A 10,973-nucleotide genomic window follows, 5' to 3' on the forward strand; every position below is an offset into this window, starting at 1 on the left:
ATCCTCTTTGACGTTTTAAAAGGCGAAGACCAGGGGGTCATTCGCTAAAAAAAATAAATAACACTGCAAAATGTGGGGCGGTGAAAAAGGCCGCGAAACCACTGTAGATAGACTATTTTTCGTGACGCGAATTATCAATGTTTTTCGTGAGGCAAAGCTTAAGATTATGACAAAGCGCACATAATTTATGTCGTTTTGTTACAGTCTTATCTCTGATGATTTTGTCATGGAAGTCATTGCAAAATCAGGGAAAAACGCAAAACCTGAAAGCGATTACATTGGTTTTTTGTATGAGACAGAAAATATCAGAAGCGTTATTTATTTCCGGTTTGAAACAGAATTAATTCGCTTCGCGAAAATAAAAAGAGTAATTGGCTGATTCTGAAACAAAAAAAGCGCCGCAGAGTGCGGCGCTTTGACGGTAGGGAAACGGTTATTCGCCCGCTTTCGCCCAGGTATCGCGCAGACCGACGGTGCGGTTAAACACCAGACTGGTTGCGGTTGCATAGCGGCTGTCGAGGCAGAAGTAACCTTCACGCTCAAACTGGTAAGCTTTACCGGCTTCCGCCTGCGCCAGGCTCGGCTCCGCGTAACCCTGTTTGATCACCAGCGATTCCGGATTGATCACCGCGAGGAAATCCTCCGCTGCGCCCGGGTTTGGTACGCTGAACAGGCGATCGTAGAGACGGATCTCTACCGGCAGCGCATGCGCCGCGCTCACCCAGTGGATCACGCCTTTGACCTTGCGGCCGTCAGCCGGATCTTTACTCAGGGTGTCGGCATCGTAGGTGCAGAAGATAGTGGTGATATTGCCTTCGGCATCTTTCTCCACGCGTTCCGCTTTGATGACGTAGGCGTTGCGCAGACGCACTTCTTTGCCCAGCACCAGACGCTTGTACTGCTTGTTGGCTTCTTCACGGAAGTCCGCGCGGTCGATCCAGATTTCCGCGCTGAACGGCACTTCGCGGCTGCCCATCTCCGGCTTGTTCGGATGGTTCGGCATCGCCACCATTTCGCTTTCGCCCTGCGGGTAGTTCTCGATAACCAGTTTCACCGGATCGATCACCGCCATCGCGCGCGGCGCGTTTTCGTTGAGATCTTCGCGAATGCAGGACTCCAGCGACGCCATCTCAATGGTGTTGTCCTGCTTGGTCACGCCGATGCGCTTGCAGAATTCGCGGATGGATTCGGCGGTGTAGCCGCGACGACGCAGACCGGAGATGGTCGGCATACGCGGATCGTCCCAACCTTCCACGTGCTTCTCGGTCACCAGCTGGTTCAGCTTACGCTTGGACATCACGGTGTATTCAAGATTCAGGCGCGAGAATTCGTACTGGCGCGGGTGAACCGGGATGCTGATGTTGTCCAGCACCCAGTCGTACAGACGACGGTTGTCCTGGAACTCCAGGGTACACAGCGAGTGGGTAATGCCTTCCAGCGCATCGCTGATGCAGTGGGTGAAGTCGTACATCGGGTAGATGCACCACTTGTTGCCGGTCTGATGATGCTCAGCGAATTTAATGCGGTACAGCACCGGATCGCGCATCACGATGAACGGCGACGCCATATCGATCTTCGCGCGCAGGCAGGCCTTGCCCTCTTCGAAGCCGCCGCTGCGCATTTTTTCGAACAGCGCCAGGTTTTCTTCCACGCTGCGGTCGCGATACGGGCTGTTCTTACCCGGCGCTTTCAGGGTGCCGCGATATTCACGAATTTCATCAGGAGAGAGTTCATCAACATAGGCCAGGCCTTTGTTGATCAGCTCAACCGCATACTGATGCAGCTGATCAAAGTAGTCAGACGAGTAGCAAACGTCCCCGGACCAGTGGAAACCTAACCACTGCACGTCGTTTTTAATCGACTCCACGTATTCGATATCTTCTTTCACCGGGTTGGTGTCATCGAAACGCAGGTTGCATTGGCCCTGATAATCCTGGGCGATGCCGAAGTTCAGGCAGATGGATTTCGCATGGCCAATGTGCAGATAACCGTTCGGCTCCGGCGGGAAGCGGGTGTGAACGGTGGTGTGCTTACCGGTAGCCAGATCTTCATCAATGATCTGACGGATAAAGTTAGTCGGGCGGGCTTCTGCCTCACTCATCACGGGTTCCTCAAAGCGTAAACAACGTATAACGGCACATGATCTTACAAGCAGGGCGTAGTGACAACTATTAGTTACGTAAAATAGGTATCAGAAGAGGATTATGGGGCCGATTGCTGCAAAAAAAAGCGGCGAAGGTTTCCCTTCGCCGCTGAGGCATAAACTCGACTCAGGAGCCTTACTTGCCTTTAATCTCATACAGCGGCGTCTGGCCGGCAACGACCTTACCGCTCGCCAGTATCACCAGCGCGCTGTAGTCATCGCTGTTGCTGCAGACCACCGGGCTAATCATCGAGCGCGCGTTGGCGTTGAGGAAGTCCAGATCCATTTCCAGAATCGGCTCGCCCGCCTTCACGTCCGCGCCCTCTTCAACCAGACGTTTGAAGCCCTTGCCTTCCAGCGCCACGGTGTCGATACCCATGTGGACAACGATTTCCGCACCGTTGTTGGTTTCGAGGCAGAACGCGTGGTTAGTATTGAAAATTTTCACCACGGTACCGGCGGCCGGGGCCACCACGATGTTGCTGGTCGGTTTCACCGCGATACCGTCGCCGACGGCTTTGCTGGCGAAGGCTTCGTCCGGCACCTGTTCGAGGGCCACCACGTCACCGGTAATCGGCGAAACCAGCGACTCAACGGTCTTCGCGTTCGCTACCGCCTGCGGTTTAGCCGCGGGCGCTGCGGTGGCGACGTTGCCAGCCGGCGCGGCTGCCGCTGCCGCTACCGGGCCGCGGGTCACCACTTTTTTCATCTCATCGCCGATAGACTCTGCCTTCGCGCCGACGATAACCTGGATGGTTTGCTTATTCAGTTTCACCACCCCGGACGCGCCGAGACGTTTACAGGCGGCGTCGTTGACTTTCGCCGAATCGCCCACGGTCAGGCGCAGACGGGTGATACAGGCGTCAATCGCTTTCAGGTTGTCCGTTCCGCCCACCGCGGCGATATAGCTGGTCGCCAGCTGGGTCAGGCCTTCTTCAGTGTTGCTGTTCGCTTCTTCCGTTACCACGTCAGCGGCTTTGTCTTCACGACCCGGCGTTTTCAGGTTGAACATGCGGATCACCGCGCTGAACAGCAGGAAGTAGACGAAGAAGAACACCACGCCCATCACCAGCAGCATCCAGACGTTTTTGCTGGCGGCCGGCAGGCTGTACATCAGCACGTAGTCAATAGCGCCTGCGGAGAAGGAGAAGCCCGCATGAATGCCCAGCGCCGTTGCGATGAACAGGCTGATACCGGTCAGTACCGCGTGCAGGAGGTACAGCAGCGGAGCCAGGAACATGAACAGGAATTCCAGCGGCTCGGTTACCCCGGTCAGGAACGCGGTGATGGCAACAGACAGCAGCATACCGCCCACCATCGGACGACGCGCTTTCGGAGCGGCCAGATACATCGCCAGCGCCGCGCCCGGCAGACCAAACATCATGATCGGGAAGAAGCCGGACATAAACATCCCCGCGGTGCCGTCGCCGGCGTAGAAGCGGTTGATGTCGCCGTGGAACACGGCGCCTGCGGCGTTCGTGAACTCACCAATCTGGAACCAGGCGATGGTGTTCAGCACCTGATGCAGACCGGTCGGGATCAGCAGACGGTTGATAAAGCCGAAGATACCGGAACCCAGCGCCCCTGCGGAAACGATCCACTCGCCGCCCGCATGGATAGCGTGCTGCACCGGCGGCCAGACGTAGCCGAAGAGCGCCGCGAGGATCAAACAGAAGAAGCCGGTGGCGATCGGCACGAAGCGTTTGCCGCCGAAGAAGCTCAGGAAGTCCGGCAGCTTGATGCCGGCCCAGCGATTGTACACCGCCCCTGCTACCAGACCGGTAATGATACCGGCCAGTACGCCCATGTTGATTTCCGGATTGATGGTGACCATCGCTTTGGTCATCACGAAATAACCTACTGCCCCGGCCAGCGCCGCAGAACCGGCGTTATCCTTGGACCAGCTTGACGCCACACCGATAGCAAAGATCAGCGCCAGGTTGTCGAAGATAGCCCCACCCGCTTGCGCGATGAAGGGTACATTCAACAGGTCTGGTTGCCCGAAACGCAGCAGCAATGCCGCGACCGGCAGCACTGCGATAGGGAGCTGTAACGCCCTACCCAGTCGCTGAAAGAAACCTAAAATATTCATCTTATTCCCCCTATGAGACCCCGATGAGGCTCATTTTCAAAGCCACTTTTTTATTGTGTAACAAGGTCGGTTTTATCACTTACCGGCAAAGTGTGTGAAAAATTAATTCGTATCGCAAATTAAAAGGGTATTTTTTGTGATAATTATCACCAAATATCGTATTCCCCCCTCCCTTAGACTGGCTAACATCGAAAACTTATTTTATCATTCAAAAAATCAACACGGATTGACCCCGGTCGGCGCAGTTGCTGCAATACTCTCCTCAGAGTGCTGGCGCCAATCCGCCAGATTCTACTTTTAACTATAGAGGTGAAGAATGAGACTGATCCCCCTGGTAACCGCTGAGCAGGTCGGTAAATGGGCTGCCCGCCATATCGTGAACCGCATTAATGCATTCAAACCAACCGCGGACCGTCCGTTCGTGCTGGGTCTGCCGACCGGCGGCACCCCGCTCACCGCCTACAAGGCGCTGGTTGAAATGCATAAAGCAGGCCAGGTTAGCTTCAAGCACGTTGTCACCTTCAACATGGATGAATACGTTGGCCTGCCGAAAGAGCATCCGGAAAGCTATCATAGCTTCATGCACCGTAATTTCTTTGACCACGTTGATATTCCGGCAGAAAATATCAACCTGCTGAATGGTAACGCGCCGGACATCGATGCGGAATGCCGTCGCTATGAAGAAAAAATTCGTTCCTACGGTAAAATCCACCTGTTTATGGGCGGCGTGGGCAACGATGGCCACATCGCGTTCAACGAACCGGCCTCTTCTCTGGCGTCCCGCACCCGTATTAAGACCCTGACCCATGACACCCGTGTGGCGAACTCCCGCTTCTTTGACGGCGACGTGGATCTGGTGCCGAAATATGCGCTGACCGTCGGCGTAGGCACCCTGCTGGATGCAGAAGAAGTCATGATTCTGGTGCTGGGCCATCAGAAAGCGCTGGCGCTGCAGGCGGCAGTTGAAGGTAACGTCAACCACATGTGGACCATTACCTGTCTGCAGCTGCATCCGAAGGCGGTGATCGTCTGCGACGAACCGTCCACCATGGAGCTGAAAGTGAAGACGCTGAAATATTTCAACGAATTAGAAGCTGAAAATATTAAAGGTCTGTAATGTAGTCGCGTCCCGCGACTTTGCGCGGGACCATCTTTTTCTTTGTATGCATCATCAGGCCGGCGGCAAACGAACGTTCCCGGGCCTGATGAGGCGTATATACCGGGGGTCGTAATGTATGCATTAACCCAGGGCCGGGTTTATACCGGTCATGAAATTCTCGATGACCATGCGGTTGTTATCGCTAATGGCCTTATCGAACGTCTTTGTCCGCTGGCAGATTTGCCGTCTGACATCGAGCAGCGCTCAGTCAACGGCGCAATCCTCGCCCCCGGTTTTATCGACGTCCAGCTCAACGGCTGCGGCGGCGTGCAGTTTAACGACAGCCCTGACGCGGTCACTGTCGAAACGCTGGAGATCATGCAGAAGGCCAACGAACGCTCAGGCTGCACCAGCTTCCTGCCGACGCTGATTACCTCCAGCGACGATCTGATGAAGCAAGGCGTCCGCGTGATGCGCGAATACCTGCAAAAGCACCCGAACCAGGCGCTGGGTCTGCATCTTGAAGGACCGTGGCTGAATATCGTTAAGAAAGGCACCCACAATCCCGACTACGTGCGTAAACCGGACGCGGCGCTGGTCGATTTCCTGTGCGACAACGCCGATGTGATCACCAAAGTGACCCTCGCCCCTGAGCGCGTCGAGCCGGAAGTGATCCGCAAACTGGTCGCCGCCGGGATCGTCGTCTCCGCGGGCCACTCCAACGCCACGCTGAAAGAGGCGAAAGTGGGCTTCCGCGCGGGCATTACCTTCGCCACCCACCTGTATAATGCGATGCCGTACATTACCGGCCGCGAACCGGGTCTGGCCGGGGCGATTTTTGACGAGCCGGATGTCTACTGCGGTATTATTGTCGACGGGATGCACGTCGATTACGCCAACGTGCGCAACGCCAAGCGCCTGAAAGGCGACAAACTGTGCCTGGTCACCGACGCCACCGCGCCGGCGGGGGCGAATATTGACCAGTTCATTTTTGCCGGGAAAACAATATACTACCGCAACGGGCTGTGCGTAGATGAAAACGGCACCCTCAGCGGATCTTCCCTGACCATGATTGAAGGGGTGCGTAATCTGGTTGAGCATTGCGGTGTGGCGCTGGACGAAGTATTGCGGATGGCGACGCTCTATCCCGCGCGCGCCATTGGTGTGGACAAGCAGCTCGGCAGCATTGCGCCGGGTATGGTCGCTAACCTGACCGCCTTTACACGCGATTATAAAATCACCAAGACCATCGTTAATGGTAACGAGGTCGTCACTGAGTAAGTAAAAGTATGACAGCAGGCGGACAAGCTCAAATTGGTAACGTTGACCTCGTAAAACAACTGAACAGCGCGGCCGTGTACCGCCTGATTGACCAGCATGGGCCTATCTCGCGCATTCAGATCGCGGAACAAAGCCAGCTTGCCCCTGCCAGCGTGACCAAAATCACGCGTCAGCTTATTGAGCGCGGCCTGATCAAAGAAGTCGATCAGCAGGCCTCCACCGGGGGGCGCCGCGCCATCTCCATCATTGCGGAGACGCGTAACTTCAACGCCATTGGCGTGCGCCTTGGCCGCTATGACGCCACCCTGACCCTCTATGATTTAAGCAGCAAGACCCTGGAGGAGGAGCATTTCCCGCTGCCCGAGCGCACCCAGGAAACGCTGGAACACGCCCTGCTGAATATCATCGCCACTTTTATCGAAAACTGTCAGCGCAAAATTCGCGAGCTGATCGCCATCTCGGTGATCCTGCCGGGGCTGGTGGATCCAGAAAGCGGCGTGATCCGCTATATGCCGCACATTGCGGTGGAAAACTGGGGCCTGGTCGGGGCACTGGAAAAACGCTTCAACGTTACCTGCTTTGTCGGGCACGATATCCGCAGTCTGGCGCTGGCCGAGCACTATTTTGGCGCAAGCCAGGACTGCGAAGACTCCATTCTGGTGCGCGTGCACCGCGGCACCGGGGCGGGGATCATCTCCAACGGACGCATTTTTATTGGCCGTAACGGCAACGTGGGCGAAATTGGCCATATTCAGGTCGATCCGCTGGGCGAACGCTGCCACTGCGGCAACTTCGGCTGCCTGGAGACCGTCGCGGCGAACGCCGCCATCGAACATCGCGTTCGCCATCTGCTGGACCAGGGCTACCAGAGCCGCCTGACCCTCGATGACTGCACGATCAAAACCATCTGCAAAGCGGCCAACAAGGGCGATGCCCTGGCCTGCGAGGTGATCGAGTACGTAGGGCGTCACCTCGGAAAAACGATCGCCATCGCCATCAACCTGTTCAATCCGCAAAAAATCGTCGTCGCCGGCGAAATTGTGGAAGCCGAGAAAGTGCTGCTCCCGGCCATTGAGGGCTGCATTAACGCCCAGGCGCTGAAGGCGTTTCGTAAGAACCTGCCGGTGGTGCGCTCCACCCTCGATCATCGCTCAGCGATTGGCGCCTTCGCGCTGGTCAAACGCGCCATGCTCAATGGCACGCTGCTGCAGCGCTTGCTTGAGAGCTAATCGCCCCCCTTTACAGATAAGCGCGTCGCTCTGTCACTGGCGGGCATCGCCCGTCAGAGGTGTGAAACCGCATCGATGACGCGTATAGTTTCGTCTTTGTTAATGATTCTGGACCCACCATGACCATTCAAAACATAATTTGTGATATTGACGGCGTGCTGATGCACGATAACGTCGCCGTTCCCGGCGCTGCCGAGTTTATCAAGCGCATCCTCGATAAAGGCATGCCGCTGGTGATGCTGACCAACTACCCGTCGCAAACCGGCCAGGATCTGGCGAACCGTTTCGCCACCGCCGGGATTGAGGTGCCGGATAGCGCCTTTTACACCTCGGCGATGGCGACGGCCGATTTTCTGCGCCGCCAGGAAGGCAAGAAAGCCTATGTGGTGGGTGAAGGGGCGCTGATCCACGAGCTGTATAAAGCCGGCTTTACCATTACCGATGTCAACCCGGATTTTGTCATCGTCGGGGAAACCCGCTCCTTTAACTGGGAGATGATGCATAAGGCGGCCTTCTTTGTCGCCAATGGCGCCCGCTTCATTGCCACCAACCCGGATACTCACGGTCGCGGCTTCTACCCGGCCTGCGGCGCCCTGTGCGCCGGGATCGAGAAGATCTCCGGCCGTAAGCCGTTTTACGTCGGTAAACCCAGCCCGTGGATCATCCGCTCAGCGCTGAACAAAATGCAGGCCCACTCCGAACAGACGGTGATCGTCGGCGACAATCTGCGCACCGACATTCTGGCCGGCTTCCAGGCGGGGCTGGAGACCATTCTGGTGCTCTCCGGCGTCTCGACCCTCGACGACATCGACAGCATGCCGTTCCGCCCGTCGTGGATCTACCCTTCCGTCGCGGAAATCGATATTTTCTAATGCCAGCCACGTCTCAGGACGTGGTTGTTCATTTCTGACGCCGGCTAAAAGCCCCCCCATCTAATAAAAACGGCTTATAATTGCGTATTCTTCAATAAAGCCGTTCAAAAGATACTCTTTTTTTACTATTCAACAATCGCAGTTGCGTTTTTTCTTTTTCCGGCCGTAAAACCCTTGCGCCGGCTCCCCCTTTACGGCATTTTCTTAAGCACGCATTCAGGCTTCGCCACGAGACGAAGCCAGCACAACATCAAACACGACAGGGTAATGGAGAAGGCTATGTGTTCTATTTTTGGCGTACTGGATATTAAAACTGACGCAGGCGAGCTGCGTAAAAAGGCGCTGGAGCTTTCCCGCCTGATGCGCCATCGCGGTCCGGACTGGTCTGGCGTGTATGCCAGCGACAAAGCGATTCTGGCGCACGAGCGCCTGTCGATTGTCGACGTCAACGCCGGCGCCCAGCCGCTGTACAACGCCGAAAAAACCCATGCGCTGGCCGTTAACGGCGAAATCTACAACCATCAGGCGCTGCGCGCGGAATATGGCGATCGCTATCAGTTCCAGACCGGCTCTGACTGCGAAGTGATCCTCGCGCTGTATCAGGAAAAAGGCCCGGCGTTCCTCGACGACCTGCAGGGGATGTTCGCCTTCGCCCTGTACGACAGCGAAAAAGACGCGTACTTAATTGGTCGCGACCATATCGGTATTATTCCGCTGTATATGGGCCATGACGAACACGGCAACTTCTACGTCGCCTCAGAAATGAAAGCCCTGGTGCCGGTGTGCCGCACCATTAAAGAGTTCCCGGCGGGAAGCTACCTGTGGAGCAAAGACGGTGAAATTCGCCAGTACTATCAGCGCGACTGGTTCGATTACGACGCGGTAAAAGACAACGTTACCGATAAGAACGAACTGCGTCAGGCGCTGGAAGAGTCGGTGAAAAGCCACCTGATGTCCGACGTGCCCTACGGCGTGCTGCTCTCCGGCGGCCTTGATTCTTCGGTCATCTCCGCCATCACCAAGAAATTCGCCGCCCGTCGCGTCGAAGATCAGGAGCGTAGCGAAGCCTGGTGGCCGCAGCTGCACTCCTTCGCGGTCGGTCTGGAAGGCTCTCCCGACCTGAAAGCGGCGCAGGAAGTGGCTAACCACCTCGGCACCGTGCACCATGAAATTCACTTTACCGTTCAGGAAGGGCTGGATGCGATCCGCGACGTTATCTATCACATCGAAACCTACGATGTGACCACCATTCGCGCTTCGACGCCGATGTACCTGATGTCACGTAAAATTAAAGCCATGGGCATCAAAATGGTGCTTTCCGGCGAAGGCTCGGACGAAGTGTTCGGCGGCTACCTCTACTTCCATAAGGCGCCGAACGCCAAAGAACTGCACGAAGAGACGGTGCGTAAGCTGCAGGCGCTGCATATGTTTGACTGCGCTCGCGCCAACAAAGCGATGTCCGCCTGGGGCGTGGAAGCCCGCGTGCCGTTCCTCGATAAGAAGTTCCTCGACGTGGCGATGCGCATCAACCCGCAGGATAAGATGTGCGGCAACGGTAAAATGGAAAAACACGTGCTGCGCGAATGCTTTGAATCCTATCTGCCGGCCAGCGTGGCGTGGCGTCAGAAGGAGCAATTCTCTGACGGCGTCGGCTATAGCTGGATCGATACGCTGAAAGAAGTGGCCGCGAAACAGATCAGCGACCAGCAGCTGGAAACCGCAAGCTTCCGCTTCCCGTACAACACGCCGACCTCCAAAGAAGGCTATCTGTACCGCGAGATCTTCGAAGAGCTGTTCCCGCTGCCAAGCGCGGCGGAGTGTGTCCCTGGCGGTCCGTCGGTGGCCTGCTCTTCTGCCAAAGCCATTGAATGGGATGAAGCGTTCAAAACCATGAACGATCCGTCAGGCCGCGCGGTGGGCGTCCACCAGTCGGCCTATAAATAAGCCCTGACAGGCGATGAAACGCGAAACGGACCCTCCGGGGTCCGTTTTCTTTTTGCGGGATTTATGCCGCTGAAAAACGATAAATAACCAATAATTGCCGATTATTGCAGCGAGCTGTTCGCAACCTAACCAAACAGTCACATTACAACGATTTTCCTTGAAAAAGAGGTTGACGCTCGCAGGCCCAATACGCATAATGCGCCCCGCAACGCCGATAAGGTTACGCGAAAAAAAGATGGCTACGTAGCTCAGCTGGTTAGAGCACATCACTCATAATGATGGGGTCACAGGTTCGAATCCCGTCGTAGCCACC

7 protein-coding genes, 1 tRNA gene and 1 pseudogene are annotated in these 10,973 nt (G+C 56.1%); 7 read left to right on the plus strand and 2 right to left on the minus strand.

Annotated elements, in window-relative coordinates; all coding sequences use genetic code 11:
* Window positions 1-70: 70 nt before the first annotated feature.
* Window positions 71-379, plus strand: a pseudogene (locus tag QLG03_RS23810) (methionine synthase).
* 54 nt (window positions 380-433) lie between these two features.
* On the opposite strand, the gene glnS reads toward QLG03_RS23810, so the two are convergent.
* Together glnS and nagE are read right to left on the minus strand one after the other, a co-directional pair.
* Window positions 434-2,101, minus strand: a complete 1,668-nt coding sequence (gene glnS, locus QLG03_RS23815; protein WP_004885933.1) for a glutamine--tRNA ligase — start codon at window positions 2,099-2,101, stop codon at window positions 434-436.
* Between the two features lie 178 nt (window positions 2,102-2,279).
* On the minus strand, window positions 2,280-4,235 hold the full coding sequence (gene nagE, locus QLG03_RS23820; protein ID WP_023288849.1) for a PTS N-acetyl glucosamine transporter subunit IIABC: 1,956 nt from the start codon (window positions 4,233-4,235) through the stop codon (window positions 2,280-2,282).
* 316 nt (window positions 4,236-4,551) lie between these two features.
* Between nagE and nagB the strand changes: the two genes are divergently transcribed.
* The 6 genes from nagB (at window position 4,552) to QLG03_RS23850 (ending at window position 10,971) form a co-directional block, all read left to right on the plus strand.
* The gene (gene nagB, locus QLG03_RS23825) at window positions 4,552-5,352 is read left to right on the plus strand and encodes a glucosamine-6-phosphate deaminase (protein WP_012542446.1); all 801 of its coding nucleotides are present in this window, start codon (window positions 4,552-4,554) and stop codon (window positions 5,350-5,352) included.
* A gap of 114 nt (window positions 5,353-5,466) precedes the next feature.
* A complete protein-coding gene (gene nagA / locus QLG03_RS23830; protein WP_032455137.1) occupies window positions 5,467-6,615 on the plus strand; it encodes an N-acetylglucosamine-6-phosphate deacetylase in 1,149 nt (382 codons plus the stop codon).
* An 8-nt stretch (window positions 6,616-6,623) separates the two neighbouring features.
* Window positions 6,624-7,844 (plus strand): N-acetylglucosamine repressor, encoded by a 1,221-nt coding sequence (locus QLG03_RS23835; RefSeq protein ID WP_032455136.1) that lies wholly within the window; start codon window positions 6,624-6,626, stop codon window positions 7,842-7,844.
* A gap of 119 nt (window positions 7,845-7,963) precedes the next feature.
* Window positions 7,964-8,716, plus strand: coding sequence for an HAD-IIA family hydrolase (locus tag QLG03_RS23840; RefSeq protein WP_023288846.1), 753 nt, complete (start codon window positions 7,964-7,966; stop codon window positions 8,714-8,716).
* Between the two features lie 279 nt (window positions 8,717-8,995).
* Window positions 8,996-10,660 carry an asparagine synthase B gene (gene asnB, locus QLG03_RS23845; RefSeq protein WP_004885914.1) on the plus strand — a complete coding sequence of 555 codons (1,665 nt, stop codon included), beginning with the start codon at window positions 8,996-8,998 and terminating at the stop codon, window positions 10,658-10,660.
* 237 nt (window positions 10,661-10,897) lie between these two features.
* Window positions 10,898-10,971: transfer RNA gene (locus QLG03_RS23850), tRNA-Met, on the plus strand.
* The last annotated feature ends 2 nt before the right edge of the window (window positions 10,972-10,973 follow it).

It is taken from the genome of Klebsiella sp. V115_8 (assembly GCF_029967715.1).
GTDB classification, from domain to species: Bacteria; Pseudomonadota; Gammaproteobacteria; order Enterobacterales; family Enterobacteriaceae; genus Klebsiella; species Klebsiella quasipneumoniae.

Bases quoted from the DNA above. Each gene is read 5' to 3' on its own strand.
- QLG03_RS23840 (WP_023288846.1), top strand. From the start codon at position 7,964: ATGACCATTCAAAACATAATTTGTGATATTGACGGCGTGCTGATGCAC.
- nagA (WP_032455137.1), top strand. From the start codon at position 5,467: ATGTATGCATTAACCCAGGGCCGGGTTTATACCGGTCATGAAATTCTC.
- QLG03_RS23835 (WP_032455136.1), top strand. From the start codon at position 6,624: ATGACAGCAGGCGGACAAGCTCAAATTGGTAACGTTGACCTCGTAAAA.
- asnB (WP_004885914.1), top strand. From the start codon at position 8,996: ATGTGTTCTATTTTTGGCGTACTGGATATTAAAACTGACGCAGGCGAG.
- nagB (WP_012542446.1), top strand. From the start codon at position 4,552: ATGAGACTGATCCCCCTGGTAACCGCTGAGCAGGTCGGTAAATGGGCT.
- nagE (WP_023288849.1), bottom strand. From the start codon at position 4,235: ATGAATATTTTAGGTTTCTTTCAGCGACTGGGTAGGGCGTTACAGCTC.
- glnS (WP_004885933.1), bottom strand. From the start codon at position 2,101: ATGAGTGAGGCAGAAGCCCGCCCGACTAACTTTATCCGTCAGATCATT.